Source organism: Hymenobacter sp. R533113, from assembly GCF_056835965.1.
Window position 1 is genome coordinate 1629832 of sequence record NZ_JAKWBD010000013.1, and the last position, 21015, is coordinate 1650846.

Annotated in this window: 21 protein-coding genes; 4 read left to right on the forward strand and 17 right to left on the reverse strand. The window is 55.0% G+C overall.

The window, feature by feature from the left end; all coding sequences use genetic code 11:
* Positions 1-14: 14 nt before the first annotated feature.
* From bamG to pdhA, 8 genes are all read right to left on the reverse strand, one after another.
* Complete coding sequence (gene bamG, locus MKZ35_RS16505; protein WP_482514292.1) at positions 15-1358, reverse strand: BamG family beta-barrel-assembly machinery protein; 1344 nt, start codon at positions 1356-1358, stop codon at positions 15-17.
* Positions 1345-2097, reverse strand: a complete 753-nt coding sequence (locus MKZ35_RS16510; RefSeq protein WP_482514293.1) for a type III pantothenate kinase — start codon at positions 2095-2097, stop codon at positions 1345-1347. The genes bamG and MKZ35_RS16510 overlap by 14 nt, the downstream gene beginning before the upstream one ends.
* 187 nt (positions 2098-2284) lie before the next feature.
* Positions 2285-3091: a pseudouridine synthase gene (locus MKZ35_RS16515; protein WP_482514294.1), complete on the reverse strand. Its 807-nt coding sequence runs from the start codon at positions 3089-3091 to the stop codon at positions 2285-2287.
* Positions 3058-4161, reverse strand: coding sequence for a hypothetical protein (locus MKZ35_RS16520; RefSeq protein ID WP_482514295.1), 1104 nt, complete (start codon positions 4159-4161; stop codon positions 3058-3060). Before MKZ35_RS16520 ends, MKZ35_RS16515 begins: the two co-directional genes overlap by 34 nt.
* 175 nt (positions 4162-4336) lie before the next feature.
* The gene (locus MKZ35_RS16525) at positions 4337-4720 is read right to left on the reverse strand and encodes a TraR/DksA family transcriptional regulator (RefSeq protein ID WP_482514296.1); all 384 of its coding nucleotides are present in this window, start codon (positions 4718-4720) and stop codon (positions 4337-4339) included.
* Positions 4721-4968: 248 nt separating this feature from the next.
* On the reverse strand, positions 4969-5445 hold the full coding sequence (gene ribH / locus MKZ35_RS16530) for a 6,7-dimethyl-8-ribityllumazine synthase (protein ID WP_482514297.1): 477 nt from the start codon (positions 5443-5445) through the stop codon (positions 4969-4971).
* 172 nt (positions 5446-5617) lie between these two features.
* Positions 5618-6388 carry a tetratricopeptide repeat protein gene (locus MKZ35_RS16535; RefSeq protein ID WP_482514298.1) on the reverse strand — a complete coding sequence of 257 codons (771 nt, stop codon included), beginning with the start codon at positions 6386-6388 and terminating at the stop codon, positions 5618-5620.
* Between the two features lie 44 nt (positions 6389-6432).
* Positions 6433-7485, reverse strand: coding sequence for a pyruvate dehydrogenase (acetyl-transferring) E1 component subunit alpha (pdhA, locus tag MKZ35_RS16540; RefSeq protein ID WP_482514299.1), 1053 nt, complete (start codon positions 7483-7485; stop codon positions 6433-6435).
* Between pdhA and recF the strand changes: the two genes are divergently transcribed.
* The 3 genes from recF to MKZ35_RS16555 all read left to right on the forward strand — a co-directional run bounded on the left by recF (position 7472) and on the right by MKZ35_RS16555 (position 10174).
* Positions 7472-8788: a DNA replication/repair protein RecF gene (gene recF / locus MKZ35_RS16545; RefSeq protein WP_482514300.1), complete on the forward strand. Its 1317-nt coding sequence runs from the start codon at positions 7472-7474 to the stop codon at positions 8786-8788. The two genes, pdhA and recF, sit on opposite strands and share 14 nt — an antisense overlap.
* A gap of 92 nt (positions 8789-8880) precedes the next feature.
* Positions 8881-9198 carry a DciA family protein gene (locus MKZ35_RS16550; RefSeq protein ID WP_482514301.1) on the forward strand — a complete coding sequence of 106 codons (318 nt, stop codon included), beginning with the start codon at positions 8881-8883 and terminating at the stop codon, positions 9196-9198.
* Positions 9199-9610: 412 nt separating this feature from the next.
* The gene (locus MKZ35_RS16555; protein ID WP_482514302.1) at positions 9611-10174 is read left to right on the forward strand and encodes an acyl-CoA thioesterase; all 564 of its coding nucleotides are present in this window, start codon (positions 9611-9613) and stop codon (positions 10172-10174) included.
* A 100-nt stretch (positions 10175-10274) separates the two neighbouring features.
* On the opposite strand, the gene MKZ35_RS16560 is transcribed toward MKZ35_RS16555, so the two are convergent.
* Both MKZ35_RS16560 and MKZ35_RS16565 read right to left on the reverse strand, forming a co-directional pair.
* Positions 10275-10661, reverse strand: coding sequence for a helix-turn-helix domain-containing protein (locus tag MKZ35_RS16560; RefSeq protein ID WP_482514303.1), 387 nt, complete (start codon positions 10659-10661; stop codon positions 10275-10277).
* Positions 10662-11023: 362 nt separating this feature from the next.
* Positions 11024-11866, reverse strand: a complete 843-nt coding sequence (locus MKZ35_RS16565; protein ID WP_482514304.1) for a glycerophosphodiester phosphodiesterase family protein — start codon at positions 11864-11866, stop codon at positions 11024-11026.
* A 306-nt stretch (positions 11867-12172) separates the two neighbouring features.
* On the opposite strand from MKZ35_RS16565, the gene MKZ35_RS16570 reads away from it, so the two are divergent.
* The gene (locus MKZ35_RS16570) at positions 12173-12805 is read left to right on the forward strand and encodes a DUF2939 domain-containing protein (protein ID WP_482514305.1); all 633 of its coding nucleotides are present in this window, start codon (positions 12173-12175) and stop codon (positions 12803-12805) included.
* A gap of 115 nt (positions 12806-12920) precedes the next feature.
* Here the strand turns inward: MKZ35_RS16570 and MKZ35_RS16575 are convergent, their stop codons facing one another.
* From MKZ35_RS16575 to MKZ35_RS16605, 7 genes are all read right to left on the reverse strand, one after another.
* Positions 12921-13196, reverse strand: coding sequence for a PLD nuclease N-terminal domain-containing protein (locus MKZ35_RS16575; protein ID WP_482514306.1), 276 nt, complete (start codon positions 13194-13196; stop codon positions 12921-12923).
* 110 nt (positions 13197-13306) lie between these two features.
* Positions 13307-13945 carry a rhomboid family intramembrane serine protease gene (locus tag MKZ35_RS16580; protein WP_482514307.1) on the reverse strand — a complete coding sequence of 213 codons (639 nt, stop codon included), beginning with the start codon at positions 13943-13945 and terminating at the stop codon, positions 13307-13309.
* A 144-nt stretch (positions 13946-14089) separates the two neighbouring features.
* Positions 14090-15061, reverse strand: coding sequence for a polyprenyl synthetase family protein (locus MKZ35_RS16585; RefSeq protein WP_482514308.1), 972 nt, complete (start codon positions 15059-15061; stop codon positions 14090-14092).
* Between the two features lie 335 nt (positions 15062-15396).
* On the reverse strand, positions 15397-17517 hold the full coding sequence (rnr, locus tag MKZ35_RS16590) for a ribonuclease R (RefSeq protein WP_482514309.1): 2121 nt from the start codon (positions 17515-17517) through the stop codon (positions 15397-15399).
* Positions 17517-17906 (reverse strand): hypothetical protein, encoded by a 390-nt coding sequence (locus MKZ35_RS16595; RefSeq protein WP_482514310.1) that lies wholly within the window; start codon positions 17904-17906, stop codon positions 17517-17519. Before MKZ35_RS16595 ends, rnr begins: the two co-directional genes overlap by 1 nt.
* A 356-nt stretch (positions 17907-18262) precedes the next feature.
* Entirely contained in the window at positions 18263-20209 is a 1947-nt protein-coding gene (locus MKZ35_RS16600; RefSeq protein ID WP_482514311.1) for an ABC transporter ATP-binding protein, read from the reverse strand.
* A 125-nt stretch (positions 20210-20334) separates the two neighbouring features.
* Positions 20335-20982, reverse strand: coding sequence for a lipoprotein signal peptidase (locus tag MKZ35_RS16605; protein WP_482514312.1), 648 nt, complete (start codon positions 20980-20982; stop codon positions 20335-20337).
* Positions 20983-21015: the final 33 nt, after the last annotated feature.

Consider the following 21015-nt stretch of genomic DNA (forward strand, 5'->3'; position numbering starts at 1 on the left):
TGAGCGCACCTTGGTTACTCAATGCGCCGCTTGATAAACCAGCGGTTATTGAGCGTTAGACCCACCTGCACCCGCACATATTCTTCGCGCACGTTGCCGTTAGGGTTTGCCACATTGGGGTCGGTGTTGCCGCGCTGCCCGTAGGTGAAGGCCAGGTTCATGCTGGCGGCATCCAAAGGCGTTGCCGACGGCACAGGCAAAGTGAAGCCCCAGCTTATGGCCCGGTCGTAGAGCGTTTGATCAGCCGGACGGTAAGGCAGCTGCGCGGCGCTGATGCCAGCGCGGTAGGTTACGCGCTTGAAGTAGCTATCTACGGAGGTCGGATCGGGGGTATATTCGCCCCCCAGACCTACGCGTACCGTATTATCCAAAACAACTCCGGTAGTGGGACCACCAGCGATACCAAAGGAGCGGAACTTCGACCATTGCTGATGAGCCACGTCGAGGTTGGCGCTAAAGTTTTTGTTGTTGTCGATGCTGATGCCTAATTGAGCCATAGCGGGCACTCGGGCCTCACCCTTTTGGCTGTCTTCCAGCTGAATACGCTCTAGCTGGTTGCCGGCCACATCTTCGCGGTCCAGGGAAGTGTTGCGCACACCGTTTATGCTCGACCGGAAGGTATAAACGCCCCCCAGGTTATAGTTGAGCTTGCCACTGATGGTGCCCCGATAGTGCGCCGCGCCCCGAAAGGTGAAATCGGAGTAGCGTACGTGCTCCAGCAACACCACACTGGCTAGCTGCGAAACATCAGTGACATCGGGTGGTGCCACCTGCGTAGCTACGCGCTGATCGATGCTACCAAATACGTACGCGGCTGTACCGCCCACCGTCAGGCCTTTAGCCACCCGGTACGCCTGGCCTATATACGCCTCTGATAAGCCACCTTCACCCTGATAGCGCTTGAGTACTCGCGTGCCAGCGGGCCCGCTGGCTACGGTTTCGACTACGTTGCTCTCATAATCGACGGCGCTATAGGGCTTCAGGCCCACTGCGCCGGCCCAGCTTTTGGACAGTGGCACGGCAAAGGCCAGGTAGCCCAGCGTACCACTTCCGTCGCGCTGGGAATTTGTTTGGTTACGAATGGTTTTGATTTGTCCATTCACGGCCATTTCGTAGGTAGTACGAGCCGTATAATAGAGCAAGGCAGGATTCAGCTCGTTTATATGGACGCTGTTGGGGGCAGCCAGACCGACACCTCCCATTCCTTGCTGGCGCACGCCGCCCGTATTAAGATTGGCATCGCCCAGGCCCAGGCGCGAATACGGCGAGTTGCCGAGCCCTTGTCCCTGGCTTTGCGGCACTGTGGCCAAACCCATCAACCCAAAACCGACCAGGCCGGCTAATTTATTCTTCCACATAGTCAATGGTATGCACCAAAATTCGGTGAAGCCCGAGCAGCACGAGTTCGGGAATTACAAAGATAGGGCCTTTGAGCCGCGATTGAAAAAAGGCTGCGTCGCCGCCCGCCAGGAGTACACCTAAAGCGGGTCGCTGAGCCCGGTACTGATCAAGCATTCCGTTAACCTCTGCCACTGCCCCATTAAGCACCCCGCTGCGAATAGCTGATTCTGTATCAGTACCCGTGAGCGGAATCTCGGCCATCAGGTTGGGGGGCATTTCCAGGTACGGCAGCCGGCCCGTAAACGTGTGTAGAGCCTGAAAGCGCAGCCGCAGCCCTGGCGCAATGCTACCGCCCCGAAACGTATGCCCGCCCTCTACCCAGTCGCACTTGATGGCCGTACCCGCGTCGATAATCAAAGAGTCGCGGCCCGGCCGGAGCCACGCAGCTCCTACAGCCGCCGCCAGCCTATCGGCTCCGAGGGTTTGAGGCGTGGCATATCCATTACGAATAGGCAAAGGCGTAGACGCCGGTTTAAACTCCACTATTTGCCCCGGAACCCGCGTGCGCAAATCAGTAGCCCACGCATCTGTTGGCCCCGCCACCGACGCCAGAATAACGTGCGTCGGCTTCCACCGCTCCACGACCTTACTTACTTGCTCTGTAGTCTGAGCAATGGCAGTTTCACGTAACACATTGTCCTCGAAGCAACCGTATTTTACGGTGGAATTGCCGATATCGAGAGTGAGGGTGCGCATGAGAACAGGGCTTACGTAAGGCGCGGGCTAAGTCAGTTCTTCTTGGAAAGAAATAACCGATCATAGCGGCCATCAAAGCAGTCGGGAATAATTGGGCAAGAAAGCTGAATGCAGCGGGAAGGGCCAAAAGCAACGGACGCCCTACCGACTTTGATTATGAGCCGGTAAAGCGTCCGTAGGTTGCTTCTTACAAGAAATACTTCAGGCGAATAACTTCCTTCTCGTTCAGATAGCGCCACTTACCACGGGGCAGGTCTTTTTTAGTGAGCCCCGCATACTGCACCCGATCCAGGGAGACGACCTCGTAACCTAAGTGCTCGAATATGCGGCGCACGATACGGTTGCGACCAATGTGGAGTTCCACGCCCACGAAGTGCGCATTGCCCGCTACCACGGCCACATCGTCTACTTCCGCTTTCCCATCTTCCAGCTCAATGCCTTCGGCAATCTGGCGCAGATGTTCTTCGGTAAGCGGTGTGTTCAGCTCTACCTGATAGATCTTCTTGTTCTTGTGCGATGGATGCGTGAGCTTCTGGGCTACCTCGCCATCATTGGTGAAAAGCAGCAGACCAGTCGTGTTGCGGTCCAGGCGGCCTACTGGGAAGATGCGCTCCTTCGAGGCGGTAGCCACCAAATCCATTACCGTTTTGCGCCCTTCGGGGTCATCGGTGGTGGTAATGAAGTCTTTCGGCTTGTTGAGCAGCACATACACCTCTTTTTCGCGCTTGAGGTTGGTTTTGCCATACTGCACCGTATCCGTGGGTTGTACCTGGTAGCCCATTTCGGTAACTACCTCGCCATTCACCCGAATTTCACCGGCGGCAATAAGAGCATCCGCTTCGCGACGAGAGCAAACCCCAGCATTAGCGATGTAGCGATTCAAGCGCAGCGTGTCGCCAGCTGAATCGTCTTCCTCACGCCGACGCTTGTTGCCGCGGGTTTTATCTTCTTCGTAAAATTTCAGGTTCTTATAAGCAGGAGCCTCGCCGGGCACCTCGTCGCGCTTAGGCTTGTCGGCCCGGTTGCTGCTGGCATCGCGTGCCGGCCGGTTCTCGGGCCGCGCCGGACGCTCACCAAAAGGCCGGGCGTCGCGGGGAGCAGAGGAGCCAAAGTCGCGGCCACCAGCGTTGCCCCGGTCACCGGTGCTGCGGGGGGCAAAATTGCCGCGCTTATCATCCGGGTTGCGGTTGCCAAATCCACCTTCGCGTCGCTGATCATTGCGGGGGCGAAGCTGCCCCGGTCTTCGTCGCGGCGTGGTTTGCCAAAGCTGCCCTCGTTGCGGTCGCGCCGCTCGTAACCACCTTCCCGACGCTGGTCGTCGCGGTCAGCGTCTCTGTCTTGGGGGGCATTTTTAAAATCGAAAGGCCGCGCCGGGCGTATTGGCCGGTCCGGACCCGATTCGTCGGTACGTGCGTCGCGGCGAGCATCGGGCTCGTACGGAGCTTTAGCAGGCGCAGGCTTGTCGGCCTCAAAAGGATTGACCTTGTTAAATTTTCGGTTGCGCTCACCCGCCCCACCGCGCGGTACGGCTAGCTTGCCTTCCTGCCGGTAGGGCTGGCCGGGCCAGTTGGCCTTAGGCTGATAAGGCTGCGCAGGCCGATCATCAGCGCGGTCACGGTCGCGACCAAAGCCACCTTCGCGGCGGTCGTCAAAGCGACGGGGCGCGTCACGATCAAACGAGCGAGCGGGCCGCTCATCATTGTTGCGGTTGAAAGGCGGCCGGCTGTTGTTATCGCGCCGGGGGGCAAAGTTGCCGCGCGGCCCGCGGTCTTCACCCCGGTTGAAATCACCACCAGTTGGCCGCCTGTTTCTATCGCCAAATTTGCCCCCTGCGTTTCCTCCACTAAAACGACCACCACCGGCATTATTACCGCCAGTGTTGGGTCGGCCAAAAGCGGGGCGCGAGGGGAATTCGCCTCCACGCCGGGAGTCGTTACCATCCCGATTGGCGGGACGGTCTGAAGATTTGCGGAAGCCCTCGGAGCCGCCCGTGTTACCGGAGGGGCGAGAGTCGTTGCGGCCGTTGCGGCCGGCGTTAAAATCAGGTTTGTGCTTTTTGCCCATGGTCGGGGAAGTAAGTGCCGTATCGCTACGGTACGGTTATAAAGTAAATATCGCTAAATAAGGCGAGGTGATGCTAACACACTAGTCAGCAAAACAGTGCCCGAACCTGCGCCGCAACCCTGCTGTGGGTAGCCGGTCGCAAGTCCGGGCAATTGTGTAGGTAGCAGGAAAGCTATTAGTCGCGCCGCGCCATTTTGGCCTCAATGGAGTGTTGCGTGTGCGGCACAGCTCGCAGGCGCTCTTTCGGAATCAGTTTGCCAGTACCAATGCACACACCATACGTACCGTTCTTGATGCGTACCAGTGCATTCTCCAACTGCTGAATGAACTTCATCTGGCGCGAAGCCAACTGGTTCATACTTTCCTTTTCGGCTGTATCAGCACCATCTTCCAGTACCTTCGAGGAAGAGGCTGTATTGTCGGTACCCGAATCGTTGCGGCGGCTCAGCGTTTCTTTGATAAATGACACCTCCTTACGGGCAGCCGTAAGTTTGTCCTGGATGATTTCTTGGAACTCCGCTAGGTCTTCTTTGGAGTAGCGTATGGTTTCTTCACTCATGTCAGCTTAGAAAAGTAAACTATTGAATGTGAATTGATTAGCTAACCTTTTTCAAAATGAGATCAGCTTGATACCTCCCCTAACACTGGCATAACCCATTGAGTTGTTAGAAGTAAAATTGCTACAGGGAGTTACGACTTTGGTATTCTAACGGATTCCGCTGGTGCATTTGGCCGCAAAGCTACGCTTTTGTACGCTAATTGACCACAATACATCCATATTGCCAGTAGGCTGGCCTCACGCTCGAATCAAAAGCCAAGCATCTGAATAGCGGCTACTGCCGCCTCTACTCCCTTGTTACCATGTTTGCCCCCCGCCCGGTCCCAGGCCTGCTCCAAAGTATTTGTTGTTACAAGACCGAAGATGACAGGCTTGTTATACTTCAATCCTACGTTGGTGATGCCGTTAGCTACTGCGTGGCAGATGTAGTCATCGTGCTTTGTATCGCCTTTAATAACCACTCCCAAACAGATAACAGCATCAATCTCTTCATGCTGGGCCAACAACTGGGCACCTAGTGTCAGCTCAAAGCTGCCTGGTACTGTATTGCGAAAAATATTGTCGGCCTGCGCGCCGTGCTTGAGCAAGGTCTCATAAGCGCCGGCGCTGAGGATGTCCGTGATTTCGCGGTTCCACTCGGCTACTACCAAGCCAAAGCGCTTTTCGGCAATGTCAACGAAGTGGTCGGAGTTATAATCACTAAGGTTTTTTAAAGCGGTTGCCATGAAGCACAGATTTGCAGGATGGTTGTCCTGCACAGATCGGCCTGAAGTTGCCCATTCTGTGAAGAGACATCGTAAATGAACACTGGATGATAAAAGGCAAAGGACGGTATAAAACCGTCCTTTGCCTTTTATCAAGTTTGCCTAACCCGCAGGATTTACGGACTCGCAATGACTACTTACCAGCAATTGCCTGAACGCGGGCCAGGTACTGCTTGGCTTCCGTAACCTCAGTTGCGTTCTGGTACTCGTCTACAATCCGAGTGTAGGCTTTGATCGCACCATCGTAGTCTTTGGCAAGCTCGCGGGCCGTAGCTTCTTTCATCAGGTAGCCAGGCGAGAAGTACTCGTTGGACTTGTAGTTGGCGGCTTTCTCATACTGATCAGCTGCCTCTTTGTACTTGTTCAGCTCCAGGTAAGCATCACCCGTTAAAGAGTAAGCACGGGCTTGCACCAGTAAGTCGTCCGAAGTGAAGTCTTCCAGATAATCGATGGCATTTTGGTATTTACCATCTTTCAAGGCAGCTACACCAGCGTAGAAATTAGCCAGGTTGGCCGCTTGGGTACCGTTGTACTCGGAAGTGATGGCAGCCAAACCATCGTATTGCCCGTCGCCTTTGAGCGCTTTGTTCAGCGAGTCAGCCTCCCAATAGTTTACCGCCTGATACATGGCAGCCTGGCCCTTTTCATTCTGGGTAGTGCGCCAGGTATAGAAAGCGAAAGCACCAACTACAGCCAGCACTACTACAGCCAGCAAGCTCAGCAAGGCCGTTTTATTGCGTCGGACAAAGTCTTCCGACTCCACTAGCCGGGTGGCCAGCGCGTCGGGGTCCTCCATCAGCGGATGCTCGGTAACACCCTCCGTGATGGGTTGGTTTGGATCTGCGGGTACCTCCGTCCGCTGGCGAGCATTAGGAGAATTGCGCGTGTAGGGAATCTTCGACATTATGGGGGGCAAAAAGCAGCCTCACGGCTGGAAAAAGTCGACAGTTAGTCGCGGATATAAGGATAGTCCTGCTGCACGTACACGTCTTTGTATAGCTCGTCAGCAGTAGGGTAAGGGGATGTTTCAGCAAACTCTACGGACTCATTTACGGCCGCTTTGATTTGCTCATCAATGGCATTCAACTCGTCTTCGCTGGCCATGTTGTTCGTCAGAATAGTATGACGGACGGCCTCGATGGAATCGCGCGAGCGGTAGTCTTCCAACTCTTCTTTGGTACGGTACTTAGCCGGGTCACTCATGGAGTGGCCCTTATACCGGTAGGTTTTGAACTCAAGCAGCGTAGGACCTTCGCCGGCGCGAGCGCGCTCAGCGGCTTGGGCTACGGCCTCGTGAACATCTTCTACGTTCATAGCATTCACCGGGAACGAAGGCATATCATAGCTTTCACCCAGCGTGTATAGCTCCGTTACGTTGGAGCTGCGCTGCACCGCAGTGCCCATCGCGTAGCCATTGTTTTCGATAACGAAGATAACCGGCAGCTTCCACAGCATGGCCATATTGAAGGCCTCGTGCAAGGCACCCTGACGCACGGCACCGTCGCCCATGTAGCAGATGCAGAGGTTACCGGTCTTGTTATACTTTTCAGAAAAAGCAATACCAGCACCCAGCGGAACCTGGCCGCCCACGATGCCGTGGCCACCCATGAAGTTCACTTCTTTATCGAACATATGCATGGAGCCACCTTTGCCTTTGGAACAGCCAGTGGCCTTTGCAAATAGTTCAGCCATGATGGCATTGGGTGAGGTTCCTAATGCCAGCGGATGGGCATGGTCGCGGTAAGCGGTAATCCACTTATCGTCTTTGGTAAGCGCCGACACGGCACCGGCCACGCAAGCTTCCTGCCCAATGTACAGGTGACAGAAACCTTTGATTTTTTGCTGACCGTAGAGCTGCCCGGCCTTCTCCTCAAACTTGCGCATGAGCTGCATCTGCTCATACCACTGCAGGTATGTTTCTTTAGGAAACTGGGGCTTGGCAGGCACGCTAGCCTTTGGTGCACCGGTAGCTGCTTCAGCCTCCTCGTTGGAGGCCGTCATACCTGAGTCAGGCTGGTTTACCGTTTCGGTAACCGACGCTGCGTCGTTTCCGTTGGAAGTGGCTTTCGGGGCTGCCGCTTTTTTAGTTGACTTAGTCGCTTTTGAGTCAGCTTTTACTTTCGTCTCCGCCATCGTGCTTTCGGTTGTTCGCGTTTGGGATGCGAAAGTACGCAAAAGGATTGCAATTTCGAACCGGATGATTCTGGAAAGCCTACACCTACTGTTCTTTAAAAACTACGACGAAGCTACGTTGGCTTTCTCGCCCCATATCAATTGCTTCGTCGGCGACAATGGGAGCGGTAAAACCAATCTGCTCGATGCCATCCATTACCTGTCGCTCACCCGTAGCGCTTTCGCTACTGCCGATACGCAAAGTATTAAGCAGGATGCTGAGTTCTTTGTAGTGAAAGGCCGCTTCCAAACGCCCCCCGCCGACGCCGACACCATTCAATGCAGCTTACGCGTGGGCCAAAAGAAATTAGTTACGCGCAACAAGCAGGCGTACGAGCGCATGGCCGATCATATTGGCCGTTACCCGGTGGTGCTCATTTCGCCCTACGATACTGATCTAATTCGGGAGGGCAGCGAGGAGCGGCGCAAGTACTTCGATAGCCTCATCTCCCAGCTCGACCATGACTACCTGGAGCTGCTAATTACTTACACCAACCTCCTGCGTCAGCGCAATGCTCTGCTGAAGCTAGCCGCCGATGGCCGTGGCTATGACCGGGACTATTTGCTGGTGCTCGACGAACAGGTAGTGCCTGCCGGTATCCAAATCATGGAACGGCGCCAGCAATTTCTAACGGAGTTCACTCCCCTCTTTCAGCGTCATTATCAGCAACTCGCTGATGGTCGTGAGCAGGTAACGCTGCAATATAAAAGCCAGCTATCCGGTGCCGATTTTGCTCATTTGCTCCGCACCAACGAGCGGCGTGATATTATGCTCCAGCGTACTACTATAGGACCCCACAAAGACGACTTCACTTTTCTAATGGATGAGCTGTCAGTAAAGGGCTATGGCTCCCAGGGCCAGCAGAAGTCGTATGCTATTGCGCTAAAGCTTGCCCAGTTCGAAATCTTTGCCAGCCGCAAGCAGCACAAGCCCCTGCTCCTCCTAGATGACATCTTCGACCGGCTTGACGAGAAGCGCATTACCCGTCTTATGCAGCTCGTGGCTGAGCATACCTTTGGGCAAGTCTTTCTTACTGATACTCACTTAGAGCGCACCGACCGGATCTTGGCCAATATCTCCGAACAGGTGGCTCGATTTGAGGTGCAGAACGGCACCGTTAAGGCTCTCTAGCTGGTCTTGATGACGTACCTTTGCCAACACCTGTTTTTGCCCCCCAACGGCTACCTTGCCACTTGGTTCGCGCATTAGTGTATTATATTCCCTTGAAAAAACCAAGCACTTCCGACAAGTCGCGCCAAGCTGATATTGTCCCGTTGAAGGATGGTATCAAAGCCTTGCTGAAGGCTTACCGCTTACAGGGTAAGCTAAATGAGGTGTTCGTCGTGTCGAGCTGGGAGCGCATCATGGGCAAGGCCGTGGCACTAAAGACCCAGGAGATATATATCAGCAATGGCAAGCTATTCGTGCGCCTTAGCTCGGCCCCACTCAAGCACGAGTTGGTCATGGCCAAAACCCGTGTCATGGAGCTAATCAATGATGAGGTTGGCGAGACCGTTATTAAGGAGGTTGTCTTTCTATAGGCCGTCCTGGCTACCCTTGTCTAGTCGTTCTTGCGTAATTAGGCTTTCTCATCTTCGCTCGCCTTTGCATAGCTCTCATTCTCCCTTATAGCTACTAAATGTTTTGGGTACACCTTTAAAGCAATAAGTGCTTTAAAGGTGGTGTATGACATAGAGAAGAAGAGCTGCAAAATTTTGTTGCTGCTCGCTTATGCCCAGCTCATCTTTGAATCGAATCTAATCCTGGTCACGGTATGACTGCTGCAGTAAGGCTGCCATTTAACGCGTCTTCAAGCTCAGTCATATTCTGTCCAGTGGGGGGCATTTCCATTTAATGTGCTCCCGATATTAGCGCATACTAGCTGGGCTCAGTCAGAGCTTTTTATCCTTATGCTCGGCTCGCTTGCAGGTACATATTTCCTAACCCTTTCCTATGCCTACCTCCCTCCTCCCCGACTTCCGATTGGTATCCCACTCACGGGTAACGCTCACCGAGCTTATGATTCCATCCTATGCCAATCTGGGGGGCAAAATTCACGGTGGCATCCTGCTCTCACTTATGGATAAAGTGGCTTATGCTGCGGCCGCTAAACACGCCGGCACCTACTGCGTGACGGTGAGTGTAGATGGCGTAAACTTTCTCCAGCCGGTTGAAGTAGGCGAGCTGGTATCGCTGCTTGCTTCCGTTAATTACGTGGGTCACACCTCCCTTGTAATCGGCATCAAGGTCATTGCTGAAGACGTGCGAACCGGTTCTGTGAAGCATACCAATACCTGCTATTTCACGATGGTTGCCAAGGACGATAATGGCCGCCCGACTCCCGTGCCAGGCCTGATACTGGAGACGCCAGATGACACACGGCGCTTCATGGAATCTATAAAACGAAAGGAGCTTAAAGCTCAGTTTAGCGTTGAGTTCGATAACGCTCGCTCCATGTTGGCCGTGACTCAGCAGCTTGATCTATTACACGAGGAGAACTGTCAGTTGGGCTACTAGATCTGCTCCAATTTGATACATCCCGTACCGTACAAATATCCGCTAATTAAGCCCCAATACACGTTCGTAACGACCACATGTTTCACGTGGAACATATTTGTTACTTCGGCCCATACACTTTTAATAGGAGCTCATTATAGGCTTCTAAAAGGGCTATATACTTAGCCTGAAGGGTCATAAGCTGCTTATTGGGGTCGGTTTCCATCTGCTGTAACGTTACAGAACGTTGCGTTACACTACTTGTAACAGGCATACTTGGTGTAGCAGATACAAATGGCAATACAGATTGCTGTAACGATGTAAAGTCTTGGGAAAAATCGTGTGTAATGATCTCTCCGACTTGTTTTACGAAACCGTAATCAAGTGTTTCTTCCTTGAACTTGCGATAAATAGTCGGACGTGTAATACCCAGCTCCTCCACGATGCGTGTGATGGAAATACCACTGTTTTTGATGGCATCTTGAAGGATTTTGCCCTGGTGCGGCATAAGTAAGCGTTATGTATTGATTAGTTTGTAAAGGTGTCAAATATGTTTCGTATGTACAAATACAAACGTAATTATAGACAGTTACATCAAGTGTAAATACAATACAAAGATACACCTTGTAACGCGTAACAGTGTACACTTTACACGGTTTGTGTAACGAACGCTGCCGTTACAGCATATGTAACACGCACCTGTAATAAACCCAAAAGCCTCCTTATATAGGGCTAGAAACAAGTTTTTAGTCTTTGTACAATCGTTACAAGAGCTTAATAAGCTAGAATCAAACGCCTGGTATAAAAACCGGAAGCTTGAGTGCGATGAAGTAACGTGCACAGACCAATGGACAAGTGTGCATTCATTGCTTAACGCTGCAACAGCTGCAGCAACCGGTCTGGATAATCGGTGGTGATGCCGTCGACGCCCAGAGCGAGCAGGCGCTGCATATCGGTGGGCTCATTCACCGTCCAGGGAACGAGCCGTAAGCCGCGGGCGCGGACTTCGTCGCGCAGACTTTCGTCGACGAGCTGATAGTGGGGGCCGTAGACAGTGGGCACAAATCCGAGCTCTTGCAGGTGCTCGGCGAAGGGGCGCTGGTCTTCTACCAACAAGCATAAAGGGAGGTTGGCGGCCTGGGTCCGCGCTGCTTGCAGCACCCGCTTATCAAAGCTCATGAGCGTGGTGCGCGGGGCAAGGTTGGCAGCTCGCACCTGGGCCAAGACAAGCTCCACGAAGCGCAGGGGCGAAGGGTGAAAATGACCATCGCCGGCCGAGCTACTTTTTATTTCGATACTGAATTTTGGAAGCGGCCGACCGAGCTGACGAGCATATGCATTGTTAACCGAAACCACCTCCTTAAGCAGCGGTTTGTAGGCGGGCTCCGACAGTTGCTCGGGGAAGCGCGGGTGTTGGGTCAGGCCGCAGTCGTACTGCCGGATGAGGGCGTAAGGCATCTGAAAAAGATTGTGTCGACGCTCAGCGTCTGCCTCAATGGGCGCCCCTTCCTTATCGCGACAAATAGCGGCCGACATCCAGGGCTCATGCGATACCACTACCTGCTCATCGACCGAAATTACAACGTCTAATTCCAGTGCATCCACTCCCAACTCCAGCGCGTACCGAAAGGCCGGCAGCGTATTCTCAGGTCGAAGGCCACGGCAGCCACGATGACCATGAATTTCTGGGTGAATGGAGCTTCTGGGGGGCATTTTTGCAGCATTGGGAAATATAACTACGGATTTACCGTTAGCTAGGGGATCAAATAGGCTATTTGATCCCCTAGCTAACGGTAGGTAGAGAGGAGATGCAATATTTTGCGTCTCTACCTCGTGTTAGCGGCTCACAGCCTAAGTCGAACGGCCTCTCAGAGGCAAAACACTTCCCAGCGTGGGCTGTAAGCGACTGTAGCTTTGTCTGGGCGTAGTGGCATAGTAGTGCACACGAGGTATCAGTGCCGGCCGCGAAATGAGGTAATTTTGCCTTGTCTGATTGCCTCGTCACTCTCTACTTATCTTATGAAGAAAGCGCTGTTGTTTGGGTTGCTGATTGCTCTTGTAGCTGGCGGCTATTGGTACTATCGCACCGTGGTATCATCAAGTCCCCAATATTCTCTGGCGCAGGCGGCTAATGCTGTGCGCACCCACGACGTAGCCACCTTTGAGCGCTACGTTGACATTAATAAGGTGGCCCGCAACCTGGTGGATCAGGTAGCGGCCGAAAGCTCAGAATTGCAAGGGCTGAACATAAACCAGGAGATGCTGCAAAGCGCGCTGCAGCTACTGAAGCCCCAACTGGCTAAGTCGGCGCAACGGGAAGTGCGGCGCTTTGTGGAAACGGGCTCCCCGGAACAAGCCGCCGCTACGGCTCAGCCGATGGGCGGTATGAATCTGTCGGTGTTGGGGTTGGCAGGCCGGGTGATAGGACCTAACCCTCAATTCAAAGGCATCAAATACGTAAATGAGCAGGATGAGCAAACCTTGGTAGGAATAGAGTTCACCCAACCCCAATACGACACGACGCTCGTGGTAGAATTGAAAATGCTAAACCAAGGCGACTACTGGCGCGTGACGGAGATTTCTAATACTGGTGCCCTCATCAAGCGCACCGCACGTTTAGAAAAGCAAAGGCTACTGGAGGGCAAAAAGTAATTTCTTACTTCCCCTTTATTTACATAGTCTTCAACTATTAAGCTCTGAGATCAACGCATAAAAAAGCCCCGGCACAGCTTAGTGCCGGGGCTTTTTTATGCGTTGATCTCAGAGCTTATTTACGGCCCGAAAACAGGAAGTAAATAATAGAGCCCAGGAAGGGGAAGAACCAAATGACCAGACCCCAGATAATTTTCTTACCAATTGACCAATCCTGCTTGATGAGGCTGATAACGGCAAACACCGCCAGCGCCAGATAAATGATACCAGCAATAGTAGTGGTGCCATCGCTACGACGACCGGAGCAGCTGCTAAGCAGGAGAGACAGTGAAAGAGAAAGTGATAAGGCCGCTATCGGCAGACGTTTAGTTAAGGTGAGAAGCTTGTTCATAGCAGGTGAAGTTGGAGGGGGAGATGTGTTTGAAAGATTCCCTTTACGCACCTGCCGAGGTAATAGATATGATTATGCTTATTTATAATCGTTAACTATTTGATAATCAATTAATTAAATAGGTAAGCTTGTACTTCATTCCAGAAAATAGAAGCTGATTCGGGCACCAACGCCAGCGTGAGCAGAATACCGTAGAGTGCCCCATAAAAGTGAGCGTCGTGGTTGATGTTATCGCCTTGTTTGCGGCCTTGATAGTAGGAATAAGCTAGGTATAGTACCCCGAAGATGACGCCGGGAATGGCAACCGGAATAGGGAAAATGTAGATGCCGCCCTTGACCGGATTAAAGAGAATGGCCGAGAAAACCACGGAAGCCACCCCACCCGATGCACCCAGACTGTGGTAATCAGGGTCATTGCGGTGGCGTATGTAGGTAGGAATATCCGACACAATAATGCCCCCGAGATACAGCAGCAGGAAGCGCCAAATGCCCCCCATCGGACCGAACACCTGCACGAACACATCCTGAATTAATTGCCCAAAAGAGTAGAAGGCAATCATGTTAAAGATGAGGTGCATCCAGTCGGCGTGCAGGAAGCCGGAGGTGAGGAAGCGGTACCACTCGTTGCGGCGGCGCACCAGAAAGGGCGTCATGATCCAGCTCTCGCGCAAGCCAGGATTCGACCAGGCGTATAAAGAAATGCCCCCCGTCAGGATCATGAGGGCGAGGACGACGTTCAGATTCAGCATTAGAAAACAGAGAAGTAAAAGGAGAAATAAGGGAAGCCGCATTGTACGGCTTCCAGGCGCTTTCGTCGGCTTTAGCGGGTGGAATCAAGTGCGCTGGGGGGAAAAATGCGCGGAGCGAGCCTGAATTGGGCCTAAAATCAGGCTTTAGCTTTCGCGGGCCATCAGCTCCAATGCCCACTGCCGCAAGATAGCCTTGCGCTCGGCCGGTGCTCCCATACGCTCCAGGTGCTGGAGGGCATCCTGAAAGTAGTCGTTGATCAGCGCTTCCGTTTGGGAGCGGATATCGAGCTGGTCGTACACTTCGGTAATCGCCTGCACCTTGGCGGCAGCGTCGGCGGTGGGTTGGCCGAGGTGCCGGGCCAGCACGGCTTGCTGGGGGGCTTTTGCCTGAGCCTGGGCCGTGAGCAGCAGGAAGGTCTTTTTATCTGACACGATGTCGCCGCCCACGCGCTTGCCGAAGGTGGCCGCGTCGCCGTACACGTCGAGCAAGTCGTCGCGGAGCTGAAAGGCAATGCCTACGTCGGTTCCGAACTGGCGCAGGTGGTCGGCATCTTCGGGTGAAGCGCCACCCAGTAGGGCACCTAGCTCCAGGCAGAAACCAAGCAGCACGGCCGTCTTCAGCCGAATCATATCCAGATACTGCTCAATGGTAACCTGCTCATTGGTCTCAAAATCCATGTCCCACTGCTGGCCTTCGCAGACCTCGGCCGCCGTCTGGCTGAACTTGCGCAGCACTGTTGGTAATAGCGCCGGTGGCACATCCAGGAACAGCTCGTAGGCCTGCACCAGCATTACGTCGCCGCTCAGGATGGCTACGTTTGCGTTCCACTTCTCGTGCACCGTAGGCTGGCCCCGACGCAGGGGCGCCTGGTCCATAATGTCGTCGTGGAGGAGGGTGAAGTTGTGGAAGACCTCCGTGGCCAGCGCCGGCCGTAGCACGGGGTCCAGCTCATCGGTGAAGAGGTGAGCGCCCATGAGGGTGAGCAAGGGCCGGATGCGTTTGCCCCCCAGCGCCATGATGTAGCGGATGGGCTCGTAGAGGGCAACTGGCTGCTGGCCGTACTCAAGACTAGCCAGGGCGGCGGTTATTTTTTGCGTGAAATCAGTGGGGCTCACAGGGGCAAGATGTGTTGGGGCAGGCAAGGTACGGACGTTGGGCCTCATCCACTCAACGAATGGCCTCACCCCCGGCCCCCTCTCCAAGGGGAGAGGGGGAGCCACACGCTCGGCCTACGCGGCTACGTTGGCTTCCGCCTCCGCAACCGCTACCGAATGGTTTGTTCCGGTAGCAACAAAAAAAGCCCACGACTTACTGTCACGGGCTTTTCCTATTTAAAATACCTTCGTTCTACTGCGTGGTAGCAGTGTCTGAGGCGAAAGCCGAAGGGTCTGCGCTGGCCGAGCGTGCGGCTCCCCTCGCCCCTTGGAGAGGGGGCTGGGGGGTGAGGCTCCTAGCGCCGGCGCTTACCGCCACCACCCGGACCACCACTGCTTTTACCGCCTCGCTCAGGCCCACGATCTGGCCGACGGCCACGCCCGCCTTCCTCACGGTGGGGAGCATCGTTGCGGCGCTGCGACATGGGGCGCTCATCTACCAGCTCAAAGTCGATGGTGCGGTCGAGAAGGTTAGCCGCTTTAACAATGACTTGCAACTCGTCGCCGAACTGAATGATACGCTTGCTGCGCTGGCCTACTAGACGGTAGTTGTCCTTGTCCAGCTCGAAGAAGTCGCCGGGAATGTCGCTCACGCGGATCATGCCTTCGCACTTATTCTCCTCCACTTCCACGTACATGCCCCACTCCGTGAGGCCCGAAACCACGCCCTTGAACTGCTCACCGACGCGGGCCGCCATGTACTCTACCTGCTTGTACTTGATGCTGGCACGCTCGGCATTTGCGGCCAGCTTTTCGCGCTCCGATGAGTGCTTGCACTCTTCTTCCACTGGCTCGACTTCCACGTTTTTGCCCCCCTGCAGGTAATGTTCCAGCAGGCGGTGCGCCATCATATCGGGGTAGCGACGGATGGGCGAGGTGAAGTGCGAATAGTGGTCGAAGGCCAGACCGAAGTGGCCCAGCGGTTCGGTGGTGTACTTGGCCTTGGCCATCGTCCGGATAGCCAAGGTCTGAATCACGTTCTGCTCGGGCTTGCCCACCACATCTTCCGACAGGCTGTTCAGCTCGTTGCTGAGCTTCTTGGGGTTGTCTAGGTTTAGGTCGTGACCGAACTTTTTGGCAAACAAAGCGAAGTTTGCCAGGCGGTCAGCGTCGGGCGCATCGTGGGTACGATACACCATGGTGAAGCGCGGCTTGGTCTTCTTTTTCTGGAACACGAAATCGGCCACCTTGCGGTTGGCCAGCAGCATGAATTCCTCAATGAGCTTGTGCGCATCCTGGCGCTCCTTCACGTACACACCCACCGGCTTGCCGTTTTCATCCAGCTGAAATTTTACCTCCTGCGTTTCGAAGCCAATGGCGCCTTTCTTGAAGCGCTGAGCCGAGAGCTTTTTGGCAATGTTGTTCAGGGTATTCACCTCCTCGGCAAGGTCGCCCTCGCCGGTTTCGATGCGCTTCTGGGCGTCGCCGTAAGCAAAGCGCCGGTCGGAGTGAATGACGGTTTTGCCAAACCACGAGTCGTAGAGCTTGCCGTTTTCGTCCAGCTCAAACACAGCTGAGAAGGTCAGCTTGTCTTCATTCGGCCGCAATGAGCATAGACCATTTGACAGGCGCTCGGGCAGCATCGGAATCACGCGGTCGACCAGATAAACCGACGTCGCGCGGTGGCGGGCTTCCCGCTCCAGCATCGACTCGGGCCGTACGTAGTGGGTCACGTCAGCAATGTGGACGCCGATTTCCCAGTGGCCATTTTCCAGCTTTTGGATGGATAGCGCGTCGTCAAAGTCCTTGGCGTCGGCGGGGTCGATGGTGAACGTGGTGATGTCGCGGAAGTCGCGGCGGCGGGCAATTTCGTCCTCCTGAATGCGGTCCGAAATGCCTTCCGACTCTTCTTCTACATCCTGGGGAAACTCAAATGGCAACCCGAACTCCGCCATGATGGCGTTGATCTCGGCTTCGTTCTCACCGGCCTGTCCAAAGGAGCGCACGATTTCGCCCACTGGCTGGCGGCCGGGGTCATCGGGCCACTGCGTGATGCGCACGAGCACTTTCTCGCCGCTACGGGCGTCGTTGAGGCCTTCGTGGGGCACGAATACATCGAAGTACATCTTGCGGTGGTCGGGCGACACGAAGCCGAAGCCGGCGTTCTGCACCGTCAGCTGGCCCACTACTTCCTCTCGCTCCCGCTTGAGCACTTCCACCACGTCGCCTACGGGGCGGCCGTCGCGCTCACCCCGCAGCCGCACGCGCACGGTGTCGCCGTTCATGGCAAACTTCAGGCGGTCGGTGAAGACGCGAATGTCGTTTTCACTTTCCTCACTTACCACGAAAGCATACTTGTTGGTAGCCAGCGCCACCTTACCGGTGATAACGTCGCCGCCCGAGCCGCCGGCCCGCTCACGAGAGCGTTGGCGGTCATCGCCGGGAAAGTCGAAGCCAGCATCACGGCGGCGGTGCACTACGGGGTCCTGGCCAAACTGAGCCTCAATGGCCGCGCCATCCGGGCGGGCTTTGCCCCCCGGTTGTGGCCGCGCTCGGGGCGCTGACCAGCGTCGGGCTGCACGCGGGCAGCGGCAGGGTCGGTGAGGCGGTAGTCGTCGTTTTGGAGGTGGGTAAGCTGGTTGGATTTGCGCAGGGCTTTGAGGTGATCAAACACCTCGTCGCGCTGCTCTTTGGTGGTCACGCCCAGGCGGCGTGAGAGTTGACGATAGGAGAATACTTTGCCGGGGTTGTCGGCAAATACCCGGAACACTTGCGTTTTGGTAACGGGGGTAACGGCGGCTTTTTCGCCGCGGGCAGCTTTCGCGCGAGGGGCGCGGGGAGCTGCGGATTCATCTTGGTTCTTCATTCGAAAAGAAGGTGCCGCCCAGTGGTTGTCGTTTTCGCAGGCGGCCAGCTATAAGTAGGTTGGAGTATACGCAGGTGCGTTTCTCCGGGGTTAAGTCAAAAGTCAGAAGTCGCCCGAAAGGCGAGTGAAGGTGGGCGGAAGTACGTATTTTCCGCTCCAAAGTAAATACTACGGAATATTAGGGTAAATAACTATTTACTGTGGATAATGATGGGTTATGTAATTGTTGCGAGGTGGCAGTTTGGCGAATCGTTGAGTGTAACGCGAAGCGGTGCTTCGCTCGTTGTTTAGCAGAATAAGTCGCTCCAAAAAGCCCCCCAGCATTAGTCGTTCAACGAGCGAAGCACCGCTTCGCGTTACATCCCAGCGGCTAGGTTGGGGGCTACTTCCGCCGCCCGCCGGGCCTGGGCTGCCCGAATATCAGATGGCTCATCTTTAGGAATGGCGCTGAGCAGAGTGCGGGTGTACTCGTGCTGGGGGTTGGCATACACCTCAGCGGCGGGTCCGCTCTCCACAATCTGGCCTTTGTTCATCACCAGCAACCGATCCGACATGAACCGGGCTACCGACAAATCGTGGGTGATAAAGAGGTAAGTAATGCCAAAGTCCCGCTTGAGCTGGTTGAGTAGGTTCAGTACCTGCGCCTGCACCGACACGTCCAGCGCCGATACCGACTCATCGCAGATGATACACTTAGGCTGCAACGCCAACGCCCGCGCAATACAAATGCGCTGGCGCTGTCCGCCCGAAAACTCGTGCGGATAGCGCAGGTAATGCTCCTCGCGCAGCCCTACGGTGCGCAGCAACTCCATTACCTTAGCCTTCTGCTGTTGTTTGGTGCCGCCCACACTGTGTACCTGCATGGGCTCGATGATGGCCTCGCCTACCGTCATCATCGGGTTGAGCGCCGCGTAGGGGTCCTGAAACACCATCTGGAACTCGCGCCGCCGCCGCCGCAACTCGCCCGCCGGCAGCGTGGCCAGGTCAGTGCCTTCGAACAGAATGCGCCCCGCCGTTGGTTCCACTAAGCGCAACAACGCTCTACCCAAAGTCGTCTTGCCGCAGCCCGACTCGCCTACCAGCCCTACCGTCTCGCCGGGGTAGATGTCGAAGCTCACACCATCCACGGCCCGCACGTACTCTTTGGTCCGATTGAAGAGGCCTTTGCGAACGGGAAAGTGCACATTTAAGCCTTCCACTCGCAGCAGTACCGGCCCGGTTTTTTTGGCTTGCTCCGAGCCGTTTTCAGCGGCCAAAAAGCCCCCCGAAACGGGTTCCGAAATAGTAGTTTCTAGGGCTACTTTTAAGTCAGAAACGGGCGTAAAATGTTCCCCGTGGAACATTTTGGGGATTTCGACCGGCAAATTCTCAGTAAGCGCAGGCACCTTATCTGGCTCAACACTAGGAGCTTCAGGCTGCGGAGCGCTGATTTCGGTAAGCTGGCCGGACGCGTCTTCCGCCATAAAATCGGCTACAACAGGCAAACGCTGCTTGCCCACGGAAAGCTTGGGCCGGCAGGCCAAAAGCCCCTTTGTATAGGGGTGCTGGGGATTAGTGAAAATATCGAGCACGCGACCCTGCTCTACCACTTTCCCCCGATACATAACTAGGATGCGGTCGGCAATTTCGGCTACTACTCCTAAGTCGTGGGTGATGAAGAGAACGGCCGTATTATTCTGGCGGCGCAGGTCGTCGATGAGCTGGAGCATGCGGGCCTGCACCGTCACGTCGAGGGCGGTGGTGGGCTCGTCGGCAATGAGGATGGCGGGGTTGCAGGCCATGGCCATGGCAATCATTACCCGTTGTTTTTGCCCCCCGGATATTTCGTGCGGATACGCTTTGAAGATTTTCTCGGGCCGGGGCAGCTGGGCGGTGGTAAACAACTCGATGGTGCGCGCTTCGGCTTCTTTGGAGGACAGTGACGTGTGCAAACGCAGAGCCTCCACCACCTGCGCCCCGCAAGTATGCACAGGGTTGAGCGAGGTCATCGGCTCCTGAAAAATCATCGAAATCTCGTTGCCCCGCACCCGCCGCAGCTGTTCATCGGAGAGTTTCAGCAAGTCCACTTCGCCCAGCTCCTCCGAATGAAACCGCGTCTGGCCCGTCGTTACGCGGCCGGGGGGCATTTGTATCAGCCCCATCAGCGCCAGCGACGTCACCGACTTACCCGAACCCGATTCGCCCACGATTGCCAGCGTCTCGCCCCGGTGCAGCTCAAACGACACGTCATTCACCGCCCGCACGTCGCCGCGGTGAGAAGTGAAATCGATGGTAAGATTAGCGACGGTGAGGAGAGGCTGCACGGAGTGGCTTTAGGTTGAGTGTAGCGCGAAGCGGTGCTTCGCTCGTTCTTTAGTGTTTAACGAACCAGAGTCAATGCCAAAAGCTCCCATCCGTTATCGTTCAATGAGCGAAGCATCGCTTCGCGTTACAACTGCACATGCTCCGTAGACGTCGGCTCGGTGTCGCGGGGCGACATGACGGTTTTCGTGGGCGAATCTTCGTGCTGAAAGAACTTGCTTTGATTGAGCAGAATAAGGGCCACACCAATGAAAATAGCCGAGTCGGCGATGTTGAAAATGGGCCACAGCGAGAGATGAGAACCCCCTATTAGCGGCCAGCTCATGGGCAAAAAGCCTTCGTACAGGTCAAGGTAAATCATGTCGATTACCTGCCCGTGCAGCCACGGTGTGGGCGCTTCGAAAGGGGCGTTATTATAAATCACACCATAGAACATCGAGTCGATCAGGTTGCCGATGGCACCGCCCAAAATAAGCCCCCCACAGGCCAGCAAACCGGGGTGGGTGAGCCGAAAACTGTGCTTGTAAATGAGGTAGGCAATAAAGGTGACGGCCACCAGGCGGAAGCTGGTCAGGATAACCTTGCCGTAGGGCGCCGGCAACTCCACCCCGAAAGCCATGCCCGGGTTCAGGGTGTAATGGAGCTTAAACCAATCACCGATGAGCGGAATTTCACCCGGCATTCCCGGCTCCATGTAGGCGTGTACCGCCCATTTCGAGACCTGATCGATGAGAATAACCAGCAAGGCCAGCAAGTAATATTTCCAGTACTTCATTCTTGTGCTAATAACGCTTGAGTACAAGCTCCG